At 60.4% G+C, this 21,326-nt stretch carries 20 protein-coding genes; 11 read left to right on the top strand and 9 right to left on the bottom strand.

Annotated elements, in window-relative coordinates:
• Window positions 1-6: 6 nt before the first annotated feature.
• Complete coding sequence (locus D8U61_RS26925; protein WP_024014853.1) at window positions 7-1,422, bottom strand: acetyl-CoA carboxylase biotin carboxylase subunit; 1,416 nt, start codon at window positions 1,420-1,422, stop codon at window positions 7-9.
• 190 nt (window positions 1,423-1,612) lie between these two features.
• On the opposite strand from D8U61_RS26925, the gene D8U61_RS26920 reads away from it, so the two are divergent.
• On the top strand, window positions 1,613-2,575 hold the full coding sequence (locus D8U61_RS26920; protein WP_125916903.1) for a LysR family transcriptional regulator: 963 nt from the start codon (window positions 1,613-1,615) through the stop codon (window positions 2,573-2,575).
• On the opposite strand, the gene D8U61_RS26915 is transcribed toward D8U61_RS26920, so the two are convergent.
• The 3 genes from D8U61_RS26915 to D8U61_RS26905 all read right to left on the bottom strand — a co-directional run bounded on the left by D8U61_RS26915 (window position 2,517) and on the right by D8U61_RS26905 (window position 6,821).
• Entirely contained in the window at window positions 2,517-2,720 is a 204-nt protein-coding gene (locus D8U61_RS26915; protein WP_125916905.1) for a hypothetical protein, read from the bottom strand. The genes D8U61_RS26920 and D8U61_RS26915 overlap by 59 nt on opposite strands.
• 233 nt (window positions 2,721-2,953) lie before the next feature.
• Window positions 2,954-3,820, bottom strand: coding sequence for a transcriptional regulator HexR (gene hexR, locus D8U61_RS26910; protein WP_007962240.1), 867 nt, complete (start codon window positions 3,818-3,820; stop codon window positions 2,954-2,956).
• Between the two features lie 127 nt (window positions 3,821-3,947).
• Window positions 3,948-6,821, bottom strand: coding sequence for a GGDEF domain-containing phosphodiesterase (locus D8U61_RS26905; protein WP_130928008.1), 2,874 nt, complete (start codon window positions 6,819-6,821; stop codon window positions 3,948-3,950).
• Between the two features lie 256 nt (window positions 6,822-7,077).
• On the opposite strand from D8U61_RS26905, the gene uvrD reads away from it, so the two are divergent.
• The 3 genes from uvrD to D8U61_RS26890 all read left to right on the top strand — a co-directional run bounded on the left by uvrD (window position 7,078) and on the right by D8U61_RS26890 (window position 10,920).
• Window positions 7,078-9,261 (top strand): DNA helicase II, encoded by a 2,184-nt coding sequence (uvrD, locus tag D8U61_RS26900; RefSeq protein ID WP_016772450.1) that lies wholly within the window; start codon window positions 7,078-7,080, stop codon window positions 9,259-9,261.
• Window positions 9,262-9,500: 239 nt separating this feature from the next.
• Window positions 9,501-10,376: a Tim44 domain-containing protein gene (locus D8U61_RS26895; protein ID WP_016772449.1), complete on the top strand. Its 876-nt coding sequence runs from the start codon at window positions 9,501-9,503 to the stop codon at window positions 10,374-10,376.
• Between the two features lie 136 nt (window positions 10,377-10,512).
• Window positions 10,513-10,920, top strand: a complete 408-nt coding sequence (locus D8U61_RS26890; RefSeq protein ID WP_007954245.1) for an SMI1/KNR4 family protein — start codon at window positions 10,513-10,515, stop codon at window positions 10,918-10,920.
• Window positions 10,921-10,941: 21 nt separating this feature from the next.
• Here the strand turns inward: D8U61_RS26890 and D8U61_RS26885 are convergent, their stop codons facing one another.
• Window positions 10,942-12,705 (bottom strand): cation:proton antiporter, encoded by a 1,764-nt coding sequence (locus D8U61_RS26885; RefSeq protein ID WP_110599748.1) that lies wholly within the window; start codon window positions 12,703-12,705, stop codon window positions 10,942-10,944.
• A 278-nt stretch (window positions 12,706-12,983) separates the two neighbouring features.
• On the opposite strand from D8U61_RS26885, the gene D8U61_RS26880 reads away from it, so the two are divergent.
• On the top strand, window positions 12,984-13,466 hold the full coding sequence (locus D8U61_RS26880; protein ID WP_094469908.1) for an acyl-CoA thioesterase: 483 nt from the start codon (window positions 12,984-12,986) through the stop codon (window positions 13,464-13,466).
• A 115-nt stretch (window positions 13,467-13,581) separates the two neighbouring features.
• Here the strand turns inward: D8U61_RS26880 and pdxY are convergent, their stop codons facing one another.
• The gene (pdxY, locus tag D8U61_RS26875; protein ID WP_042608042.1) at window positions 13,582-14,454 is read right to left on the bottom strand and encodes a pyridoxal kinase PdxY; all 873 of its coding nucleotides are present in this window, start codon (window positions 14,452-14,454) and stop codon (window positions 13,582-13,584) included.
• 117 nt (window positions 14,455-14,571) lie between these two features.
• Between pdxY and D8U61_RS26870 the strand changes: the two genes are divergently transcribed.
• Entirely contained in the window at window positions 14,572-14,985 is a 414-nt protein-coding gene (locus tag D8U61_RS26870) for a DUF3301 domain-containing protein (RefSeq protein ID WP_076564658.1), read from the top strand.
• Between the two features lie 6 nt (window positions 14,986-14,991).
• Here D8U61_RS26870 and D8U61_RS26865 read toward each other — a convergent pair whose 3' ends face one another.
• A complete protein-coding gene (locus D8U61_RS26865; protein WP_130928007.1) occupies window positions 14,992-15,957 on the bottom strand; it encodes a CobW family GTP-binding protein in 966 nt (321 codons plus the stop codon).
• 41 nt (window positions 15,958-15,998) lie between these two features.
• Between D8U61_RS26865 and D8U61_RS26860 the strand changes: the two genes are divergently transcribed.
• Complete coding sequence (locus D8U61_RS26860; protein WP_016772443.1) at window positions 15,999-16,355, top strand: hypothetical protein; 357 nt, start codon at window positions 15,999-16,001, stop codon at window positions 16,353-16,355.
• A gap of 4 nt (window positions 16,356-16,359) precedes the next feature.
• Here D8U61_RS26860 and D8U61_RS26855 read toward each other — a convergent pair whose 3' ends face one another.
• Both D8U61_RS26855 and zigA read right to left on the bottom strand, forming a co-directional pair.
• A complete protein-coding gene (locus D8U61_RS26855) occupies window positions 16,360-17,010 on the bottom strand; it encodes a DUF1826 domain-containing protein (protein ID WP_130928006.1) in 651 nt (216 codons plus the stop codon).
• The gene (gene zigA / locus D8U61_RS26850) at window positions 17,010-18,215 is read right to left on the bottom strand and encodes a zinc metallochaperone GTPase ZigA (RefSeq protein ID WP_130928005.1); all 1,206 of its coding nucleotides are present in this window, start codon (window positions 18,213-18,215) and stop codon (window positions 17,010-17,012) included. The genes D8U61_RS26855 and zigA overlap by 1 nt, the downstream gene beginning before the upstream one ends.
• 209 nt (window positions 18,216-18,424) lie before the next feature.
• Between zigA and D8U61_RS26845 the strand changes: the two genes are divergently transcribed.
• The 4 genes from D8U61_RS26845 (at window position 18,425) to D8U61_RS26830 (ending at window position 21,316) form a co-directional block, all read left to right on the top strand.
• A complete protein-coding gene (locus D8U61_RS26845; RefSeq protein ID WP_130928004.1) occupies window positions 18,425-18,802 on the top strand; it encodes a glutamine synthetase in 378 nt (125 codons plus the stop codon).
• 83 nt (window positions 18,803-18,885) lie between these two features.
• Window positions 18,886-19,782 (top strand): GTP cyclohydrolase FolE2, encoded by an 897-nt coding sequence (gene folE2 / locus D8U61_RS26840; protein WP_130928003.1) that lies wholly within the window; start codon window positions 18,886-18,888, stop codon window positions 19,780-19,782.
• Window positions 19,779-20,447, top strand: a complete 669-nt coding sequence (locus tag D8U61_RS26835) for an ATP-binding cassette domain-containing protein (protein WP_122698756.1) — start codon at window positions 19,779-19,781, stop codon at window positions 20,445-20,447. Before folE2 ends, D8U61_RS26835 begins: the two co-directional genes overlap by 4 nt.
• A complete protein-coding gene (locus tag D8U61_RS26830) occupies window positions 20,447-21,316 on the top strand; it encodes a metal ABC transporter permease (protein WP_123441889.1) in 870 nt (289 codons plus the stop codon). Before D8U61_RS26835 ends, D8U61_RS26830 begins: the two co-directional genes overlap by 1 nt.
• Window positions 21,317-21,326 lie beyond the last annotated feature (10 nt).

The raw sequence follows: 21,326 nt of genomic DNA, 5'->3' as shown, positions 1-21,326 counted from the left end.
TATTCCTCACAGGCCTGCGTGGGCGGCGATGGCGGCGGCGATGGCCAGGGCCAGCTCTTCGGGTTTGCGCTTGATCGAGTAGTTGGTCAGTTCCGGGTGGCTTTCAACGAAGCTGGTGTTGAACTGGCCGCTACGGAATTCCGGGTTGCGCAGGATTTCCTGGTAGTACGCGGCGGTGGTCTTCACGCCCTGCAGACGCATGTCGTCCAGCGCCCGCAGACCACGGTCCATCGCCTCTTCCCAAGTCAGCGCCCAGACCACCAGTTTCAGGCACATCGAGTCGTAGAACGGCGGAATGGTGTAGCCGGTGTAGATTGCCGTGTCGGTGCGCACGCCCGGGCCGCCGGGGGCGTAGTAACGGGTGATCTTGCCGAAGCTCGGCAGGAAGTTGTTCTTCGGGTCTTCGGCGTTGATACGGAACTGCAACGCAAAGCCACGGTGCTGAATGTCTTCCTGCTTTACCGAAAGTGGCAGGCCGGAAGCGATGCGAATCTGTTCGCGGACGATGTCGATGCCGGTGATTTCTTCGGTGATGGTGTGTTCCACCTGAACCCGCGTGTTCATCTCCATGAAGTACACCTCGCCCTCGGCGAGCAGGAACTCCACGGTGCCGGCATTCTCGTAACCCACTGCCTTGGCCGCACGGACCGACAGGTCGCCGATGTAGGCGCGCTGTTCCGGGGTCAGCTGCGGGCTCGGCGCGATCTCGATCAGCTTCTGATTGCGGCGCTGGATCGAGCAGTCACGCTCGAACAGATGCACGACGTTGCCGAAGCTGTCGCCAAGGATCTGCGCTTCGATGTGCTTGGGATTGACGATGCATTTTTCCAGGAACACTTCCGCCGAACCGAACGCCTTGGTGGCTTCGGAGATGACCCGGGGGAAGTTCTGTTCGAGTTCTTCGCGGCTGTTGCAGCGACGGATACCGCGACCGCCACCACCGGAGGTGGCCTTGAGCATTACCGGGTAACCGATGCGGTCGCCCTCAACCAAGGCTTCTTCGATGCCGGAGACGTTGCCCTCGGTACCGGGCGTCACCGGTACGCCGGCCTTGATCATGCTGCGCCGCGCTTCGGTCTTGTCGCCCATGCGCCGGATGACTTCCGCCGACGGGCCGATGAATTTGATGCCGCGCTCAGCGCAGATTTCCGCCAGCTCGGCGTTTTCCGACAGGAAACCGTAGCCGGGGTGCAGCGCATCGCAGCCGGTTTCCACGGCGAGGTTCACCAGCTTGCGCGGGTTCAGGTAACCGGCTAGTGGCTCGGCACCGACGCTGTGGGCCTCGTCCGCACGCTTTACATGCAAGGCATGGCGATCGGCATCGGAGAAAATCGCAACCGAGCGAATGCCCATTTCGGCGCAGGCTCGTACGATGCGTACGGCGATCTCACCACGGTTGGCGATCAGGATCTTTTTTATCACTTGGAGGTTCCCTTGAGCCGGTGGCACCACGACCTGCTGGAGCTAGGTCGACGCGTGACCAAATGTTTCAATTCAGTCGCAGGTCCACACTAGCGCTGCTGAGGGATTAACAAAAATGAATAAAAATTGGGTCAGGCATAAGTAAACACTTATAGTCAAAGTATCCGTGTTCCGTGAGAGCCTGAATAAAATGCGTAAGTCATTGATGCGTATGACATTGCGTCAGTTGCAGATCTTCAATGAGGTGTGTGATTTACGCTCCTACAGCCGCGCCGCCGAGGAAATGTCCCTCACACAACCAGCCGTGAGCCTACAGATTCGTCAGCTGGAAGAGCTGATTGGCCAGCCGCTGTTCGACTATGTCGGCAAAAAACTCTACATGACCGAGGCGGCCGAAGCCCTTCAACGCGCCAGCCGCGACATTTTCGGACGACTGGAAAACCTCGATATGCAACTGTCGGACATGCAGGGTTCGCTGCAGGGTCAGCTGAAACTGGCAGTGGAATCGAGCGCGAAATATTTCGTGCCGCATCTGTTTGCTGCGTTCAAGCGCCAGCATCCGGAAGTCAATTTGCAGCTGACTGTGGTCAACCGTGGCCAGGTCATTCGCCGCCTCTCGGACAATCGCGATGATCTGGTGATCATGTCGATGGTGCCGCAGGACATGGGCCTGGAATTTCTGCCGTTTCTCAACAATCCGATTGTCGCCGTGGCGCGCCCGGATCACCCGCTGGCGCACATGGGCCCGCTGCGCTTGCAGGATCTGGAGCCGTATACGCTGCTGATCCGCGAGCCGGGCTCGGGCACGCGTCTGGCCTGCGAAGAATATTTCAAGGAAAAGCGCGTGCATTTCACCCAGACCCAGGAAGTAGCGTCCGCCGAAGCCCAGCGCGAATGCGTGGTGGCGGGTCTGGGCCTGGCGCTGCTGACGCGCCACGCCCTGAACCTGGAGCTGGCGACCGGCGGCCTGGTCGAGCTGCCGGTCGAAGAGTTGCCGCTGCTGCGCAGCTGGTGTCTGGTGCAGGCCAAAGCCAAGCGGCTGTCACCGGTGGCGCACGCCTTTCTGGCGTTCATCCGCAGCGAGCGGGCGCAGATTATTGCGATGGTTGAGCGTTTCGACGGGAAGCTGCAGGCGTCGCCTGCCAGTGCGTGATCTCGGGAAAATCGCCGATCTCAGCCTGAAGCTGGCGAAGTTCGAAGCGATCTTCGATTGCGCGGCGAAATTCCATGCGGCGCTGGTCTTCCTGCTGACGACGGGTTTTCGCGGCGCTGTTGCGTTCTTCGTAGGGCTGAGCCATTTCGAGTCTCCCAGGGCGAGTACGGGAGTTTCACGATAGGCGTGGGGGATGACGATTTGGCTGCGCGGGGATGACAATGTGATGAAATGTGCGCAGGGATGTGCTGTTGTTGAAGACGCTTTCGCGAGCAGGCTCGCTCCCACATTTGATTCCGTTATGACCCAGAATTTATGTTCTCAGGAGATCTCCTGTGGGAGCGAGCCTGCTCGCGAACAAGGTCGGAACGACCTTGCTCAATCATCCAGGGCTTTCACGGCTTTCGGAGACAAACGCAAACTGCGCAGACTGCGCTTCACGCTTTTGAGGTGATTGACCAGGCTCGGCCCGCGCGCCATGGCCACGCCCATTGCCAGCACGTCGATCACCACCAGGTGGGCGATTCGCGAGGTCAGCGGCGTGTAGATCTCGGTGTCTTCGTGCACATCGATCGCCAGATTGACGGTCGACAGTTCGGCCAACGGCGTCTGGCTCGGGCACAGGGTGATCAACGACGCCCCGCTTTCGCGAACGAGGTTAGCGGTGATCAGCAAATCCTTGGAGCGCCCCGACTGGGAAATACAGATCGCCACATCGGTAGGCTTCAGCGTCACAGCCGACATCGCCTGCATATGCGGATCGGAATACGCCGCTGCGGTCAGCAGCAAACGGAAGAACTTGTGCTGTGCATCCGCGGCCACCGCACCGGAAGCACCGAAGCCGTAGAACTCGACACGCTGCGCCTGGGACATCAGCGTCACCGCGCGCTGCAGCTCCACCGGATCGAGCTTCTCGCGCACTTCCATCAAGGTGTGCAGCGTGGTGTCAAAAATCTTCAGGCTGTAGTCGGCGACGGAGTCGTCTTCGTGAATCGCGAACTGGCCGAAGCTGGCGCCGGCGGCCAGGCTTTGCGCCAGTTTCAGTTTGAGATCCTGAAAGCCGGAACAACCGATCGCGCGGCAGAAGCGCACGATGGTCGGCTCGCTGATACCGACGCTGTGAGCCAGGTCGGCCATGGAACTGTGCATCACTGCCGCAGGGTCAAGCAGCACGTGGTCGGCGACCTTGAGCTCCGACTTGCGTAACAGGTGACGTGACTGGGCGATGTGTTGCAGCAGATTCAAGGGGCTGGACTCTTCTTGTGGGCAAGGATGTAGCAAGCTTGTAGTTATACTACATGAATGGGCATTTTGCCTGCTCAAAGCGTAACTCGATGTCCCGGCATCAGGCACGCTGAGGAGCATGTAGCCCTTACTGCGGATTTTTCTGATCACGCAAAAGCCCGGCCAGACAAGCAGCGTCTACCGGCCGGCTGATCAGATAACCCTGCACTTCATCGCAGTGTTCGGCGCGCAGAAATGCCAGTTGATCCTCACGTTCGACGCCCTCGGCCACGACTTTCAGGGCCAGCCCGTGGGCCATGGCGATGATCGCGCGAGTGATCGCCGCGTCCGCACTGCCCTCGCTCAAGCCGCGAATGAACGCCTGATCGATCTTCACGTAATCCACCGGAATGCGCTTGAGGTAACTCAACGACGAATAACCGGTACCGAAATCATCGATCGCCAGTTTCACTCCCAGATCGCGCAGTTGCTGGAACGTCGCAATGATGTGTTCGACGCTGTCGAGCAAATGACTTTCGGTCAGCTCCAGCTCGAGGCAGTGCGGCGCCAGCCCGGTTTCTTCCAGCACTTGCCGGACCAGACTGACCAGCTTGCCCTGGCGCAGCTGATGCACCGACAGGTTCACCGACACGCGGATCGGCGCCAGGCCCTGGCGCTGCCATTCGCACGCTTGCCAGCACGCCTGACGCAAAACGAATTCGCCGATCGGCCCGATCAGACCGGTCTCTTCGGCCAGGCCAATGAAGTCCGCCGGCGGCACCTGGCCCATGCTCGGATGATCCCAGCGCACCAGCGCTTCAGCGGCATTCATGCGGCCGGTTTGCAGGCACAGTTTCGGTTGGTAGAACACCGTCAGTTGCTGTTCTTCAATGGCCCTGCGCAAGTGGTTTTCCAGCTGCAAACGCTCGAGTGTACTGGCTTGCAGACTGTCGGTGAAGAACTGGAAATTGTTGCCGCCCAGATGTTTGGCATGCTGCATGGCCATGTTCGACTGGCTGACCAGCGCCGAGATCTCACGCGCGTTGTCCGGCAACAGGCTGATGCCCATCGAAGCGCTGACCACCAGTTCATGCCCGTCAACGCTCAGCGGCAAACGCAGCTTGGCCGACAACCGCGTCGCTACCCGTGCCAGGCTCGACAGATTGCCGTAGGCATCGAACAGCACGGCAAATTCGTCACCGGACAAGCGCGCAATGGTGTCGGCTTCCGGCAAGGCATTGACCAGCCGCCGGGCCATCTTCTGCAGGAGCTGATCGGCGACTTCATGGCCGAGACTGTCATTGAGCAATTTGAAGCGATCGAGATTGATGTGCAGCAACGCCAGACTGCGGCGCCCGCCCTGGCGCACGCGCTGATGGGCTTCGTGCAGGCGTTCGCGGAACAGCGAACGGTTGGCCAGGCCGGTGAGCTCGTCGTAATGGGTCAGATAGCGCAGGCGTTCTTCCGAGGCCCGCCGCGCCGAGAGATCGGCGAAGAAGCCGACGATGTGGCTGACATTGCCACGGCTATCACGCACGGCATTGAGTTGCAGCCACTGCGGATACAGCTCGCCGTTCTTGCGGGTTTCCACGAGTTCGCCCTGCCAACTGCCGTACTGCTCCAGCGCATGACGGATCGCCACATAGTGACGACGGGCATCGCGGCTGCACGGCAACTCGACGACGTTGCGCCCGAGCATGTCGTCTATCTCGTAACCGGTAACCCGGCTGAAAGCCTGGTTGATCGCGATCAGCGCGTATTCCGGGTCCAGAATCACGATGCCTTCGCTGGCCGCTTCGAACACCGTCGCCGCCAGCCGCTGCTGCTCTTCAAGGCTTTTGCTGGCGCTGATATCGCGGCGAGTGCCGACCATGCGGATCACCCGGCCGTTGGCGCTGCGTTCTACGGCGCGGCCACGGTCCTCGATCCATACCCAATGGCCGTCGCCGTGGCGCAGGCGATATTCGACCTGATAATCCTCGGTGCGCCCCTTCAGATGCTCGACCAGGGCGAACTTGAGTGACGGCACATCTTCAGGATGCAGTCGTGGCTTGAGGTCGCGCAGCAGCGCCGTGACGTATTCCGGGGCGAGGCCGAACAGTTCCTGAATCTGCGTGTGATGGACCTCGTCGGTCTGCAGGTTCCAGTCCCACAATCCGAGCTCACTGGCCTTGAGCGCCAGCGCCAGGCGCGCTTCGCTTTTGCTCAGGGCCTGATTGGCGGCATCCAGTTCGCGGCTGCGCTGGGCCACGCGATCTTCGAGATCGACCTGCGCTTCACGCAACTGCGCCTCGGCACAGCGGCGCTGTTCGATCTCTTTGCCCAGCTCCTGATTGAGTTGTTCGCTGCGCGTCTGCGCTTGCTGCAAATGCTCGATCAGGTGCTGATTCTGGAAACGCCGAAGCAATCCACGGTCGATCAGCCGATTGACCTGCCACGCCACCACGCTCAACGAACCGAGCAGGATCAGACCCAGCCAGCCCCAGCCCCGAGCCTGATCGTCGCCGCCCCAGAACAGGTAGCCGATCGCTGGCAGCAGGCACGGCAAGGTAAACGAGAGGAACGCCGGCAGGCTCACCGCGTAGGCGACGCTGGCGGACAGCGTTGCCGCGCCGATCAGGCCAAACACCCAGGCTTGCTGCATGAAGTTGTCAGCGGGTACCAGAGCGATGCCGGCTCCCGCCAGCGTCAGGCCGGTCATGGTCGAACCGAGCAGGAACATGCGGAACCAGATCGGCTGGGCCTGACGATCGGGAATCGCCGAATCGAACGCAGCTACCTGAATCACCCGCAGCGCGACCAGCGACAGCAGCCACACCAGCCAGACGCTGACCACGAAGTAGCGCTGCGGGCTCCAGAGCAAAGCGGCGCAGACCAGACCATTGATCAACATGAACAGCGTGGGCAACAGCGAGCCCTGATACAGCAGACGCGTGCGCTCCACCGCCATTTCGACGGCATAGTGCTTGCGGATCACCCGGGGGTCCACGGAGGGCCCCGACAGTTCGGCGCTGAGGATCATGGGCAACGTTCTTGTTCTTATAGGAGGGCGTGCGCCCGAAACGTGGACGGAGCATACACAAGCCGATCCCGATGCCAAACTGCTGCGGATCACAATTGCAGGGAAATTTTCCGCCGCTTGCGCACCGCTGCAACCCCTCAGGCGAGACGGGCCGAAGCCTGCAGCCAGTGACCGACCGGTCGTCATCGGCAGCACTTTCATCGGCTAATGCAACGCACGGTTTGCCCGGGCCTGCGGCGCACCCTAGAATGCCCCGATGCGCGATGATCTCTCCCTTCTGCTGAACTCCCTCAACGATGCCCAACGCCAGGCCGTAGCAGCCCCCGTTGGCCGTCAGTTGGTCCTGGCCGGCGCCGGTTCCGGTAAAACCCGAGTGCTGGTGCACCGTATCGCCTGGTTGATCCAGGTCGAAAACGCCTCGCCTCACTCCATCCTGTCGGTGACCTTCACCAACAAGGCCGCTGCCGAGATGCGCCATCGCATCGAGCAGTTGCTGGGCATCAACCCGGCCGGCATGTGGGTCGGCACCTTCCACGGCCTCGCGCACCGCTTGCTGCGGGCGCACTGGCAGGAAGCGGGCCTGAGCCAGACCTTCCAGATTCTCGACAGCGATGACCAGCAGCGTCTGGTCAAGCGGGTGATCCGCGAGCTGGGCCTGGATGAGCAACGCTGGCCGGCGCGTCAGGCGCAGTGGTTCATCAACGGCCAGAAAGACGAAGGTCTGCGGCCGCAACACATTCAGGCCAGCGGCGACCTGTTCCTGGCCACCATGCGCGGCATCTACGAAGCCTACGAGGCAGCGTGCCTGCGGGCTGGCGTGATCGATTTCTCCGAACTGCTGCTGCGCGCACTCGATCTGTGGCGCGATCACCCGGGCCTGCTGGCGCACTACCAAAAGCGCTTCCGGCATATTCTGGTCGACGAGTTCCAGGACACCAACGCCGTGCAGTACGCCTGGTTGCGCCTGCTCGGCAAGGGCGGCGACAGCCTGATGGTGGTCGGCGACGACGACCAGTCGATTTACGGCTGGCGCGGGGCGAAGATCGAGAACATCCATCAGTACTCTTCCGACTTCCCGGACTCCGAGACGATTCGTCTGGAGCAGAACTACCGCTCCACCGCCGGGATCCTCAAAGCCGCCAACGCGCTGATCGCCAACAACACCGGGCGTCTCGGCAAAGAGCTGTGGACCGACGGCGGCGACGGCGAAGCGATCAACCTGTACGCCGCGTTCAACGAGCATGACGAAGCGCGCTACGTGGTAGAAACCATCGAAAGCGCGCTGAAAACCGGTCTGGCCCGTAGCGATATCGCCATTCTGTACCGTTCCAACGCCCAGTCGCGGGTGCTTGAAGAAGCCCTGCTGCGCGAGCGGATCCCGTACCGCATCTATGGCGGACAGCGCTTCTTCGAACGCGCGGAAATCAAGAACGCCATGGCGTACCTGCGTTTGCTTGAGGGTCGCGGCAACGACGCGGCGCTGGAGCGAGTGATCAACGTACCGGCGCGGGGCATCGGCGAGAAAACCGTCGAAGCGATTCGCGAGCATGCGCGACACAGCGACGTATCGATGTGGGAAGCGATGCGCCTACTGGTGGCCAACAAAGGCCTGACCGGTCGCGCCGCGAGTGCGCTCGGTGCGTTCATCGAACTGATCGAGAACCTCGCTGCCAAGTGCGCCGAGATGCCGCTGCACCTGATGACGCAAACCGTCATCGAGCAGTCCGGTCTGATCGCTTATCACGAAGCGGAAAAAGGTGAGAAAGGCCAGGCCCGGGTGGAAAACCTTGAGGAACTGGTCAGCGCCGCACGCAACTTCGAGAACACCGAAGAGGACGAAGAACTGACGCCACTGGCGGCCTTCCTCGGCCACGCTTCGCTGGAGGCCGGCGACACTCAGGCCGACGAGCACGAAGACAGCGTTCAGCTGATGACCCTGCACAGCGCCAAAGGCCTGGAATTCCCTTACGTGTTCCTCGTGGGCATGGAAGAAGGCCTGTTCCCGCACAAAATGAGCCTGGAAGAACCGGGGCGTCTTGAAGAGGAACGGCGTCTGGCTTACGTCGGTATCACCCGGGCGATGCAGAATCTGGTCATGACCTACGCGGAAACCCGGCGCCTGTACGGCAGCGAAACCTACAACAAGGTGTCGCGTTTCGTCCGCGAAGTGCCGAAAGGCCTGATTCAGGAAGTGCGCCTGTCCAATAGCGTCAGCCGACCGTTCGGCGGCAACCAGTCGATGAGCGGCAGCAGCCTGTTCAGCGGCAGCGAGATTCCGGAAACCGGTTTTGTGCTCGGTCAGGCCGTACGTCACTCGATCTTCGGCGAGGGCGTGATCCTCAACTTCGAAGGCTCCGGCGCCCAGGCCCGGGTGCAGGTGAACTTCAGCGAAGGCAGCAAGTGGCTGATGCTCGGCTATGCCAAGCTGGAAGCGATCTAACCACCGGCACTGACCCCATGTGGGAGCGAGCCTGCTCGCTCCCGCAGGTTATGCGACGCAAGTACATCAATCCCTCTGAACCTATCGCCTTTTCCTACAGACAAAAGTACATCGGCTGATTGCCTCGCCAAGCTGAACGCGACCTGTCAGGCAAAAGCCCGAAACACTCTCTCGCTAGCCAGTAACACTTCAGCTGTGCAACATGGCGCGCGTGTCTCCACAAAACGGGAATACCCTTTATGAAACGTTTTCTTAGCATCGCCATGGCGTTGTGCATCGGCCTGACGATGAGCCTCGACGCCAACGCCAAGCGCTTTGGTGGTGGCAAAAGCGCCGGCGCTGCGCCGACGCACCAGACCAGCCAGATGGCTCCTTCTTCTCCAGGCGTGGGCGGCGCAGCAGCGACCGCTGGCGCTGCCGGTGCTGCTGGCGCCGCAGCCAAGGCCGGCGGTGCGTCGCGCTGGCTCGGCCCGCTGGCGGGCATCGCCGCCGGTGGCCTGCTCGCGTCGATGTTCATGGGCGACGGCTTCCAGGGCATGCAGATCTTCGACATCCTGATCATGGCCCTGATCGCGTTCGTGATCTTCCGCTTCATCGCCGCCCGTCGTCGCAAGCAGCAGGAGCAATTCGCTCCGGCCGGCGCGCCGATGCAGCGTGAAGTGTTCGAGCAGAAGCCTGCCGCCATGGGTTCGATCTTCGGTGGTTCGGCCGCTCCGGCTGCTGCCCGTCCGGTGATCAATGCACCGGCCTGGTTCAACGAAGAGCGCTTCCTTGAAGCCGCGCGCAGCCACTTCCAGTCGCTGCAGCAGCACTGGGACGCCAACGAAATGGACAAGATCGCCGAGTTCGTGACCCCGCAAATGCTTGAGTTCCTCAAGCGTGAGCGTGCGGATCTGGGCGACGGCTTCCAGTCGACCTACATCGACAACCTGCAGGTGCAGCTGGACGGCGTCGACGATCGTGCCGACAAGACCATCGCCACCCTGACCTTCACCGGCGTGTCGAAAACCTCGCGTTTCGACCAGGGCGAAGTGTTCAGCGAAAGCTGGAACATGGAACGTCCGCAGGGCGACAACCAGCCTTGGCTGGTCGCCGGTATCCGCCAGAACGGCTGATCCCTGCTGCGCTTCACTTGCAGTAACAGAACCCCGGCCTCGGCCGGGGTTTTTCATTTCACGGTTGCATCTATGGCGAGCTACTGTATAAACCGGCCCATATAAACCGCGCCATTCAAGCAAGAGGATCCCGGACGTGGAAGAAATCATCGAACAACTGCGCGAAGCCAACGAACCCGTGCCGGTTCCATTGGAATTGCCAGACGAAGACCAATTGGTGGAGATCGAAGAAGAACTCTTCATCAACATTCCGTTCGTCTTCAAAGAGTTTTTGCTGACCGTCAGCGACGTGGTCTATGGCAGCCTCGAGCCGGTGACCGTCACCGACCCGCAATCGCACACCTATCTGCCGGACGTTGCCGCCAATGCCTGGGACGCCGGCGTGCCGCGTGACCTGATCCCGATCTGCCAGGACGGCGACGACTACTACTGCGTTGAAGAAGACGGCACCGTGGTGCTGTGGTCCGGCGAAGAAGAGCTGATCACCGAAGAATCATGGGAATCGGTGTGGCACTGGGCGCGGGACGTCTGGCTGGAAAGCTGATCCGCCACACGCCCCGGCAGGTCAATGCCCCGACGACTCCTTGTGGTTGTCGAGGGTTTCCAGCAAGGCCACCTGCATCCGCGTATGCACGCGGATGAACCAGCGCCACAGCAGCGCCGCCACGGCGGCCGCGACGACGGCGATCAGCACCAGCAGCTTGTTGGTCGGCAGGATACTGGCCGACAAGGCTGCCAACAGCAGGAAAATCACCAGCAGCGAGAGAATCGGGATCACTTCGGCGATCACCCGGCGCACTCGCTGCGTGTGACGCCCGGCCATCTCCGGCTTGACGCCCATCTCCGCCAGCAGCATCGACAGCGCCTTGAGCTTGCGGTAAGCGGCAATCAGGAACGGTAGCGAGACCAGCAACGCACCGCCCCAAATGAGAGCCTTCTGCCAGCTCGGATCGCTAATCCAGTCCTGCAGCCACAACGACATGCGCTCGGCGAAGTATGCGCCGGCAAAGAAGATCGCAATCACCAGCGCCAGATTGACCCCGACCTGCAACAGGATCCGCCGGATCATCGACGCCAGCAGCGCACCCTCGCCCTGCGGTTGAATACTGCGCAACCATTCGCCATACATGCCGAGCACCCGCCCGAGCCGCTTGGGCACAGCGGCCGAGAGCTTGATCGACAGCGGGTCCGCCGCACGGATCAGATACGGCGTCAGCAGCGTGGTGATCACCGACACGGCCACAGCGACCGGATAGAGGAAGTTGCTGGTGACCTGCAAGGTCATGCCCAGCGCGGCGATGATGAAGGAAAATTCGCCAATCTGTGACAGACCCATGCCGACTCGCAGCGAGGTCCGTCCGTCATTGCCGGCGATAAACGCACCGAGGCCGCAGGACAGCATCTTCCCGAGCACTACGGCGACGGTGATCACCGCAATCGGCCAGGCGTATTCGATGAGAATCAGCGGATCGAGCATCAGCCCGATGGCGACGAAAAAGATTGCGCTGAATAGATCGCGAACCGGCTCGACCAGCCGTTCGATTTTCAGCAATTGCCGCGACTCGGCCATGATCGCGCCGATCAGGAAAGCGCCGAGCACCATGCTGTATTCAAGCTTGACCACCAGCAGGCAGAAGCCGAAACACAGGCCGAGTACGGTGATCAGCAGCATCTCGTTGCTTTCGAATTTCGCCACATAAGCCAGCAGACGCGGTACCAACAGAATGCCGATGACCAGCGCGACGATCATGAACAGCGACAGCTTGCCGACCGTGGAGAAGACTTCGCCCGAGCTCACCGTGCCGCTGACGGCGATACTCGACAGCAGCGCAATGATGCCGATGCCAAGGATGTCCTCGACAATCAGCACACCGAAGATCAACTGCGCAAAGCGCTCGTTCTTCATCTTCAGGTCATTCAGCGCTTTGACGATGATGGTGGTGGAGGAGATCGCCAGAATCGCGCCGAGGAACAACGAATCCATGGTGTTCCAGTCGAACCAGCGGCCGATTTCGTAGCCGATCCAGATCATCAGGATGATTTCGAGAAACGCGGCAATGAACGCCGTTGCCCCAACCTTGAACAACTTGCGCAGGCTGAACTCCAGGCCAAGGCAGAACATCAGGAAGATCACCCCGAGTTCGGCCAGGGTCTTGATGGTTTCTTCGTCGTGAATCAGGCCGAACGGTGGCGTATGCGGGCCGATGATGAAGCCGGCGACGATGTAGCCGAGCACCACCGGTTGCTTGAAACGATGAAACAGCACGGTTACCACGCCCGCGACCAGCATGATCACTGCCAGATCCTGAATGAAACTGATGGCATGCATGGCGTGGGCTCCTTGATGACGAGGCGCGCGGACAGACGTCAGACGTTCTGCGCGAGCAGGGTAAAAATCCGCTTTTAATGTAGGAATTGCCCTTGGGCAGGGCTTTTGCAGGTTAACACCGCGACTTCGCTCTGGAAGCCGGTGCAATATATGGAAACAGATCGCTACCGGCGTGACGGCGGCCCGCCGCGCGGCGTCCCGATAACGGTGCTTTTTGAAAAGCCACCAGGTGCCCGCAGAGGCGCTTCCTGCAATCAGCCTTGATCCGTGAGAACGTTATGGAACCCGGAAACGCCCAGCTGTCGATGACGGTACTGATGACCCCCGACATGGCCAACTTCTCTGGCAATGTCCACGGTGGCACCCTGCTCAAATACCTCGACGAAGTGGCCTACGCCTGCGCCAGCCGTTATGCCGGGCGCTACGTGGTGACCCTGTCGGTGGATCAGGTGATTTTCCGCGAGCCGATTCATGTCGGCGAACTGGTGACGTTCCTCGCCTCGGTCAACTACACCGGCAACACGTCGATGGAAGTTGGCATCAAAGTGGTCACCGAAAATATCCGCGAACGCTCGGTGCGCCACACCAACAGCTGTTTCTTCACCATGGTCGCGGTGGATGATCAGCGCAAACCGGCCGCCGTGCCACCGCTGCAACCGCAGAACAGCGAAGACAAGCGCCGCTTCATACAGGCGCAGCAGCGCCGACAGATTCGTCAGGAACTGGAGAAGCGTTATCAGGAGATCAAGGGCGACGCCTGATCAGCCTTGATTGATGTTGCCTGACAAATGGCTTTCGCGAGCAGGCTCGCTCCCACATTTGGAATGCATTCTTCCTGTGGGAGCGAGCCTGCTCGCGAATAAAGACGACCCGGTCTCAGAGACTGATCGCTGTAGCCTCGAATTTCACCCGCGGATGCGCAATGCGATCCTGCGCCCGCACCAGTTGCAGCTCATAACTGGCGCACGCCTGGGTTTCCAGCAACACCTCATGCACCGCTGCTGCGGTGAATTCGAATGCCGCCAGCAGGCTGTCGCCCAGCAGTACCCGCGCCAGGAACAGACCAGAGGTCAGATCGCCGACGCCCACCGGCTGACGCGGAAACGCCAGCAACGGACGGCGCAGATGCCAGCTGCCCTCGGCGGTCACCAACAGCATTTCAAACCCATCCGCCGGTTTGCCCGGGTAATCCAGGTGCTTGACCAGTACCGCTTTCGGTCCGCGCGCCAGCAGCGCTCGTGCCATCGCCAGGCAATCGAACAACGACTGCGGCTTGCGCCCGGAAAAACTGTCCAGCTCCAATTGGTTCGGGCACATGATGTCCGCCACGGCCGCAGCTTCATCGAGGAGGAAATCGCTGACCTCGGTGGGCACGCTGCAACCCTTTTCCGGATGACCCATGACCGGATCACACAGGTACAGCATCTTCGGATTGACCGCTTTGATCCGCGCCACACCGCTGAGAATCGCCCGTCCCTGCGCGGCGCTGCCGAGGTAGCCGGACAGCACCGCGTCGCAATTGCCCAACTCGCCAATTGCGGCGATGCCTTCGATCAGCTCGGGAATCTGCTGCGGCGCCAGCACTTCCCCGGCCCACTGACCATACTGGGTGTGGTTGGAAAACTGCACGGTGTTGAGCGGCCAGACGTTGACCCCGACGCGCTGCATCGGAAAAACCGCAGCGCTGTTGCCGGCGTGGCCAAACACCACGTGGGACTGGATGGCGAGCAGATGAGGCGTACGTTTCATTCGGGTCATTCCGTAAAACGATTGAAATTCAAGCCGCGCAGTATGCGACGAAACACAGCCTGTACGACAGACCGGCGAGACAGTTAAGCTGACGCCATCATTTGGAGTTCGATGTAGATGCTGACCCTGGAAAACATCTTCGTGCTGATGCTGTTCGCCGCCGCTGGTGCCTGGCTATGGCACAACCACGGCTTGCGCGAGCGCGCGCTGGAGCGGGTCAAACAGCATTGCACCAATGTCGGCGTTGAACTGCTGGACGGTAACGTCGCGCTGAAAAAGATCGGGCTGATCAAGGATGCCAATGGTCGCCGGCGGCTGGCGCGGGTCTATAACTTCGAGTTCACCGTGACCGGCGAAAGCCGCCACAACGGCACCGTCACCCAGTTCGGCGCGCACAGTGCGCAGATTGAACTGGCGCCCTACCCGGCGCCGTTCGACGATACGCCGCCGGTGGTCGAAGTCCACAAGCCTCGCGCCGAAGTCATCGAGCTGAGCCAGTGGCGCCAGGAACATACCAAGTGGAAGCCTTGAGCTGACTCACTGAATCCGGCATTCAGCCAAACCGGCTTGCAGCTGTTCGATGTTCTGCGGTTCAGCGAAGATCAGCTCGATTCTTGAGTCTTTTCGCCATTCGCTGGCTTGCCAACTCAGCTCGGCATGCTCCAGCGCATTGCCCGCAACCCAGCCATCCGTGCTGTGGATAACGAGTTTCGCCCGCTTCCAGTCAAGCGCGCTCAGCCAATAGGCGATGCGTACTTGATCAAATACCTGCCGCGGATGCCAGCGCCAACCGATGCTCCACCCACCCTCCTGCGCCTGACTCAGGCAAATCGGTTCGGCCGGATCGCTCCAGACCGCTGGCAGCTGTGCCAATCCAGTGGGCAGCGGCAGATGCCCTGCGCCTTCGTTTGCTTTTGCTTTCAGACCCGGCAGCTCGCTCAGAGGCAGTTGCGCTTGCTGCGTCCAGATCAGCCTGACGGGCGGCAACTGGCTGGCGATTTTCTCTCGAACCGCTTCATCGAGATCTTCGGCCTTGTTCAACAACAGCAAACCCGCGCTGGCCAACGCTTGCTGCTGGGCGTCCGGCAGGGTTCTACCCGCGTGCAGTGCCTGAGCGTCCAGAACCAGCACACAGGGCTGGACCGCCAGCACGCCCAGCCACGGCGCCTCGTTCAATTGCTTGAGCAACTGCGCCGGATGGCCCAGCCCGGATGGCTCGATAAACAGTCGATCCGGCCTGGCCTTGCGCAGCAGGCGGCCGAGGCCGATCTGGAATGGCGCGCCATTGACGCAACACAGGCAGCCCCCGGCCACCTCACCCAGTGCGATACCATCGGCGTCATTCGTCAGCAATGCAGCATCCAGACCGATCTGGCCGAACTCGTTGATCAGCACCGCCCAGCGCTCGTCCGCAGGCCGTTGCGCCAGCAACTGACGAATCAGGCTGGTCTTGCCGGCGCCCAACGGGCCGGCGATGACGTGGGTCGGAATGTTCTGCAACATGGCGGGCACTTTTCTGCGGACAGTTATTGAGGAGATCGAAGATGCGCTGGTCGGGATGGTCGTTGCTGTTGGCGCTGCTGTCGAGTGAAGCGTGGGCTCAGGCCTGCGTGGTGCACACACAGGGCGAACGGCTCGACGTCAAAGTCTGTCAGCAGAACCGGACGATTCCGCAGAAATTGTTCAATGACGGCTTCTGCCAACCGACGCTGGCCGGGCAGAAGGTCGAGGTGCAATACGTCGACCAGTGCCCCAGCGGTGCTTTCGGCGTGTGCAGCAACGCGCAAGTCGCCAATATGCCCTATCGCCAGGATATCCACTATTACGGCGTGGCCACTGATGCGGCGTATCTCAAGCCGTATTGCGAAGGCCAGAGCCAGGGCGCCTGGCGCAAGCCCTGATGTGTCAGCCGAGCCAGTCGAGGGTCAGCAACAGACGGCGTTCACCGGGTGCCGGTTGCGGCGAACGATGGATCAGGCCGAAGCCTTCATTGCCGTGCCATTTTTCGCCTTTGAGCAGCGCGACGTCGCCGCTGTTGAGCTGACGAATCGACGCTGGATCTTGCGGTTCGGCATTGGCCTGGCCAAGTTGCAGGCGATCCATCGCGCCCTCCTCAAGCCATTGGCTGCCGATGCCAGCGTAAGTAGTGATCAAGCGCACCGGCACGTGATCGACGTGGAAGCGCGGACACATGGCCTTGTCCAGCACACGCAAACGCACGCCGATACGCCGCGCACCGAGCAGGCAGGCGAAGGCACTGATCAGCCATTTGAGATCGCTCATGAAACCTTCGAAACCTTGCAGATCACGCAGCCCTGCAGCCAGACCGGCGAGATCCGGTTCGGCATCTTCGTCGGGCAATTCCAGACACAACGACTCGGCCAAGGGCTCGTTGAGCGACAGCACCAATTGCGCAAAATCGGCAATGTGCACGGGCAGCTGACGTTGCCAGACGGCGAGATTGGTCTGGTCTTCGAGGATTCGCGTCAACGTTTCCGGTGTCAGCCCCTGGTGCTGATGACGGGTAAGCAGCGGCTGATCTTGGAGTGCGAGCATCAGGCGGCCTCTTCGTGCCAAGGGCCGAATGGATCAGGCAGCGAACGCCAGCCTTCTACACCCATGGCCATTTCTTCGTCGGTCAGCAGACAGGCATCGAGTTCGGCGGAGAGCTGTAGGAAATCTATGTTCTGACCGATGAAAACCAGCTCCTGGCGGCAATCTCCTACGCTTGGAATCCAGTTTCCCATGATCGCCTGGACACTTTCCTGATCCTGCGGCCATTGATTCTTTGGTACAAAACGCCACCAGCGACCGGCGAATCCATGCCGCATCAAGCCGCCTGCTTGGGACCAGCTACCGGCATCGGTGGGTTTGCTCGCGAGCCAGAAGAAGCCTTTGGAGCGCAGCAGCTTGCCGTTCAGCCAAGGCCGATCGATGAAGGTGAAGAAGCGTTGCGGGTGAAATGGCCGGCGCGCGCGGTAGGCCGTCGAGGCGATGCCGTATTCCTGTATCTCCGGGACGTGCTCACCGCGCAATTCTTGCAGCCATCCGGGCGCTTGTGCGGCTTTCTCGAAATCGAAACGACCGGTGTTGAGGATTTTCTCCAGGGGGATTTCGCCCATCACCATTGGAATGATTTCAGCCTGGGCATTGAGGCGCTTGAGGATGGCGGTGAGTTCTTCACGCTCGTGCTGGCTGATCAGGTCGATTTTGCTGATCAGCAGGACGTCGGCGAACTCGATCTGCTCGATCAACAGATCGGTGATGGAGCGCTCGTCTTCTTCACCGAGAATCTCGCCGCGAGAGGCGAGGCTTTCGGCCGCCTGGTAATCGAGCAGGAAATTCACACCGTCGACCACGGTGACCATGGTATCGAGGCGAGCAATGTCGGCGAGGCTTTGCCCCTGTTCATCGCGGAAGGTGAAGGTTTCAGCAACCGGAAGCGGTTCGGAAATGCCGGTGGATTCGATCAGCAGGTAATCGAAACGATCCTCGCGAGCGAGTTTGCTGACTTCTTCCAGTAAATCTTCACGTAACGTACAGCAGATACAGCCATTGCTCATTTCGATGAGTTTTTCCTCAGCGCGGTTCAGGCTGACATCGCGCTGGACTTCACTGCCATCGATGTTGATCTCGCTCATATCGTTGACGATCACCGCAACGCGCAAGCCGTCTCGGTTACGTAGTACGTAATTCAAAAGTGTACTTTTTCCGGCACCGAGAAATCCTGAAAGTACGGTTACGGGTAATTTGGCTGACACTGGATAATCCTCATAAAAGGCAGCCGATTTACGCTTTTAGGTGTGCGCTTGGCGTGTTGCGCTTCATTTAACCGGGTCAAAGAAGGCATACGATTGTGATCGGCAGCTCAGGCTGGTTGCGATTTATGTTATAGTATAACAACTTAAGTTTGCCAGTCCGACACAGGAGATTTCGCAAATTGCTGCACCACCGATCGTGGAAACTCGCAATGAACAAGGGGTTGAAATGCCTGCTTTTGAGCTTTGCCATGTCGCTGGCCAGCCAAGCACAGGCGCACATGCCGGGGCCGGCGCACTGCACACGCAGCGCTAATCTGCTGGCGTGTGTGGACGCCGACGGCAATGCCTATAGCGTCAATACGGTAGGCACCACGCTTTACCTGCGCGGATTCGAGAAGGACGGCCATCGCTATTGGGCGCAGACCAACAGCCGCTTCGGCCAATTGACCTTTTTTACCGGCATCGCCTCCGATGGCGAGGCTTGGGTTGGCTACACCCGCCGTGTCGGCTGGACAACCATCAACCGCTTCTCCAGCTCGGGAGGGAGCAGCGCAAGGTTCACTTGCAGCCGGCTGACGGGCTGCTAGTGAAATCCTTTTCATGAAAAAAGCATCGCTGAATGGATTGTTATAATGTAACGTAAATAGAGATCAACACGACGGTCTCAACCATGAATGCTCTTACTCTCCCGGATATCGCCGCCCAATCTGCACGCTTGGCACTGCCCCTCGACTGGGTAGGCATGCGTGGGATTGCTCTACCCGTTGTGCTTGAAGGCCAATGCCTCAGCGCCAGAGTCGACGCTGGCGTGAGTCTCGATGATGGTGAAGCGCGTGGTATTCACATGTCGCGCTTGTATCTGGCACTCGAAACCCTCGAACAGCGAAGCCTTTCTCCCGCTTTGCTGCATCAGGTACTCAAGTGTTTTCTGACAAGCCATCAAGGTCTATCCGCCTGCGCGTATCTGAATATTCACACCGAATTGTTGCTGAAACGACCCGCGTTGGTCAGCCCCTTGGCCGGCTGGAAATCCTATCCGGCGTCCATTTCAGCGAGCCTGAAACAGCAAATGTTCCACGTGGAACTAAAAATTGAACTGCCCTATTCCTCGACGTGCCCATGCTCCGCAGCCTTGGCAAGGCAATTGATCCAGCAGCAATTCGCCGACGATTTCGCCAACAAGGCTCTGCAACATGCAGATGTTTTAGCATGGCTTGGCTCAACCAAAGGGATCGTAGCGACGCCGCACAGCCAACGCAGCTATGCGCAACTGCACCTGCATCTCGACAATTTCATCGACGAGCTACCGCTGACCGCGATCATCAATGACGCTGAAGCGGCCCTCGGCACCGCCGTACAGACCGCAGTAAAGCGACCCGACGAGCAAGCCTTCGCACTCGCCAATGGGCAAAACCTGATGTTCTGCGAAGACGCCGCGCGCCGCCTCAATCTGGCACTGCAGCGCAAGCCCGGCATCAACCAATTCCACATCCGCGTGATCCACGCCGAAAGCCTGCATGCCCATGACGCCGTCGCCGAAAGCAGCTGGCGACGGGAGCAAAAATGATCCGCTGCCAATCCTTGGTATGGGGCGCACCCGGCCAACCGCTGACGACGCCTTTGAGTCTTGAGTTCGAAAGCGCCAGCCTGACCGCAATCATCGGCGCCAACGGCTGCGGCAAAAGCAGTCTGCTGAAAGTCATCGCCGGTTTGCAGAAGCCCTTGGCCGGCAAGGTGGAAATGGCTGTTCCACGCCAAAGCGGCATTTCCTTTCTGCCGCAACAGCAACATTTGGATCGGCAGTTTCCAATCAGCCTCGAAGAGCTCATCGCCGCAGGTTTCTGGGGCCGTCGGCTCTCGACACAGCTGCGCACGCAGCGACTGAAAAACGCATTGGAAGACTGGCATTTGAGTGGACTCGAACAGCGCCCGTTGATGGCCCTGTCCGGCGGTGAGCTACAACGTGCCCTGCTCGCGCGACTGAGCCTTGCTGACGCCCCGGTGCTGTTGCTGGACGAACCGCACGCCGCACTCGACGAACTCGGCCAGCAATTGCTCTGGCAGCACATTCACCACTGGCACGCCGAAGGCCGGACACTGCTTGTGGTCTGCCATGACCTGGCGGCTGTCCGCCAACACATTCCGCATACCCTGCTGATCAAAAACGGCCACTGCGTGTACGGAACCAGCCGAGAACTGATCCAGCCAACACCGCACATGCAGGTCGCCTGATGCTCGCCACCGTCAGCCATTTCTGGCAGCCGTTCAGCGAATTCGTGTTCATGCGCCGCGCCTTGCTCGGCGGCCTGGTGCTGGCATGCAGCACGGCGCCCTTGGGTGTTTTTCTGATACTCAGGCGTATGAGTTTGATCGGTGACGCCGTCGCCCACGGCATTCTCCCTGGTGCAGCGCTGGGATTCTGGTTTGCCGGTTTGAGTCTTCCCGCACTCACCCTCGGTGGCTTGGGAGCCGGGCTGAGCATGGCCGGACTCGCGGCCTGGATCACCCGGCGAACGGGGTTGCGAGAAGATGCCAGCCTCGCCGCGATCTATCCGATCTCACTGGCCAGCGGCGTTTTGATCCTTGGCATCGCCGGCAAGCGCCTCGACCTTCTGCACTTGCTGTTCGGCTCAGCGTTGGCCGTAGACGGGCCGACACTGACCGGCATGCTGTGGGTCTCGGCGGTCAGCCTCATGGCGATGGCGGCGATCTACAAACCTCTGCTGCTGGACACACTGGACCCATTGTTCTTGCGCACGGTCAGTCGCCTCGGGCCGCTGGCTCATGGCGTGTTCCTGACTCTGGTCGTGCTGAATCTGGTGATCGGCTTTCAGGCCATCGGCGCACTGATGGTAGTCGGCCTGATGATGCTTCCGGCTGCTGCGTCGAGATTTTGGAGTCGCCGCCTACCGCTACTGATTGCCGTCGCCGCGGTCATGGGCTGCGTGTCTGTGTGGCTCGGCTTGCTGCTGTCGTTCTACTACTCGCTGCCCAGCGGACCGGCCATCGTGCTGGTCGCGGGGGTCGGCTATCTGTTGTCGGTGGTGTTCGGACCGGTTCACGGTTTGCTGCGCCGCCCGCCTTTGCTCACATCCCAATGAGGTGTTTCCC

The organism is Pseudomonas sp. Sample_14 (assembly GCF_004307515.1).
Lineage (GTDB): Bacteria > Pseudomonadota > Gammaproteobacteria > Pseudomonadales > Pseudomonadaceae > Aquipseudomonas > Aquipseudomonas atacamensis.
Note: the sequence above shows the minus strand (reverse complement) of the source record. Positions and strands in the feature narration are given on the sequence as shown.

Excerpts from the sequence above, each read along its gene's own strand:
- D8U61_RS26880 (WP_094469908.1), top strand. The coding sequence starts at position 12,984 with ATGGAACCCGGAAACGCCCAGCTGTCGATGACGGTACTGATGACCCCC.
- D8U61_RS26895 (WP_016772449.1), top strand. The coding sequence starts at position 9,501 with ATGAAACGTTTTCTTAGCATCGCCATGGCGTTGTGCATCGGCCTGACG.
- folE2 (WP_130928003.1), top strand. The coding sequence starts at position 18,886 with ATGAATGCTCTTACTCTCCCGGATATCGCCGCCCAATCTGCACGCTTG.
- D8U61_RS26905 (WP_130928008.1), bottom strand. The coding sequence starts at position 6,821 with ATGATCCTCAGCGCCGAACTGTCGGGGCCCTCCGTGGACCCCCGGGTG.
- D8U61_RS26915 (WP_125916905.1), bottom strand. The coding sequence starts at position 2,720 with ATGGCTCAGCCCTACGAAGAACGCAACAGCGCCGCGAAAACCCGTCGT.
- uvrD (WP_016772450.1), top strand. The coding sequence starts at position 7,078 with ATGCGCGATGATCTCTCCCTTCTGCTGAACTCCCTCAACGATGCCCAA.
- D8U61_RS26830 (WP_123441889.1), top strand. The coding sequence starts at position 20,447 with ATGCTCGCCACCGTCAGCCATTTCTGGCAGCCGTTCAGCGAATTCGTG.
- pdxY (WP_042608042.1), bottom strand. The coding sequence starts at position 14,454 with ATGAAACGTACGCCTCATCTGCTCGCCATCCAGTCCCACGTGGTGTTT.
- D8U61_RS26845 (WP_130928004.1), top strand. The coding sequence starts at position 18,425 with ATGAACAAGGGGTTGAAATGCCTGCTTTTGAGCTTTGCCATGTCGCTG.
- D8U61_RS26870 (WP_076564658.1), top strand. The coding sequence starts at position 14,572 with ATGCTGACCCTGGAAAACATCTTCGTGCTGATGCTGTTCGCCGCCGCT.
- D8U61_RS26865 (WP_130928007.1), bottom strand. The coding sequence starts at position 15,957 with ATGTTGCAGAACATTCCGACCCACGTCATCGCCGGCCCGTTGGGCGCC.
- D8U61_RS26860 (WP_016772443.1), top strand. The coding sequence starts at position 15,999 with ATGCGCTGGTCGGGATGGTCGTTGCTGTTGGCGCTGCTGTCGAGTGAA.
- D8U61_RS26855 (WP_130928006.1), bottom strand. The coding sequence starts at position 17,010 with ATGCTCGCACTCCAAGATCAGCCGCTGCTTACCCGTCATCAGCACCAG.
- D8U61_RS26835 (WP_122698756.1), top strand. The coding sequence starts at position 19,779 with ATGATCCGCTGCCAATCCTTGGTATGGGGCGCACCCGGCCAACCGCTG.
- D8U61_RS26920 (WP_125916903.1), top strand. The coding sequence starts at position 1,613 with ATGCGTAAGTCATTGATGCGTATGACATTGCGTCAGTTGCAGATCTTC.
- D8U61_RS26885 (WP_110599748.1), bottom strand. The coding sequence starts at position 12,705 with ATGCATGCCATCAGTTTCATTCAGGATCTGGCAGTGATCATGCTGGTC.